We start from the raw sequence: 744 nt of genomic DNA, 5'->3' as shown, positions 1-744 counted from the left end.
AGATGAAATCGCTTCCATCTCGAACAGCATTAATGCCTTGATCTCTAACTTCAGAAAGCTGCTGTTTGACGTCACTAAGACCAATAACGAGAGCTCAAATCGACTACAAAACATTGTTGAATCTGCGCAAGATCTTGATAGCAGTAGCCGCTCTACCATCGCGAAGTGCGACAACATCGCAACCGCGATGACTGAACTCGCACAATCGAGTGTGGAAATCGCTCAGTCCGCAGAGCGCGCAATGGGTGACACCACAACCATGAATAACAAAGTGGTCGACTGCCAGACCCAAAGTGAATTGTCTTACCGCTCCGTGCAAAGCTTGTTGGAGCAAATCAACGCCACTGAACAATGCATGGCAGAATTGGCGAACGACACGCAGAGCATTGGCCAAATAGTCGAGACCATCAACAGCGTTTCTGAACAAACCAACTTATTAGCCCTTAACGCAGCAATTGAAGCCGCTCGTGCGGGCGAACATGGTCGCGGCTTCGCGGTTGTCTCTTCTGAAGTGCGTGATTTGGCGCAGCGCAGCCAAGAAGCTACCGAGAACATCAGCAAACTGTTGGACCAAATTGGCGAGAAAACCCGTTTCTCAGTAGAAAGCATGGCGAAGAGCAAACAAGCCAGTGACGACACGTTTGAATCCGTGCAACAAGTGAATGAGAGTGTGTCTTTACTCGAAAGCAGCATCGAACACGTGAACAATCACATCAGCACCATTACGCACTCGACCATTGAGCA

The 744-nt window shown here is 49.1% G+C and carries 1 protein-coding gene; it reads left to right on the top strand.

Features of this window, described 5'->3' with window-relative positions; all coding sequences use genetic code 11:
- The coding region (locus R7Z49_RS24665) for a methyl-accepting chemotaxis protein (RefSeq protein ID WP_318112326.1) at window positions 1–744 on the top strand (744 nt) is incomplete at both ends.

It is taken from the genome of Vibrio sp. 1562, assembly GCF_033340155.1.
Taxonomy (GTDB): domain Bacteria; phylum Pseudomonadota; class Gammaproteobacteria; order Enterobacterales; family Vibrionaceae; genus Vibrio; species Vibrio alginolyticus.
Note: the sequence above shows the minus strand (reverse complement) of the source record. Positions and strands in the feature narration are given on the sequence as shown.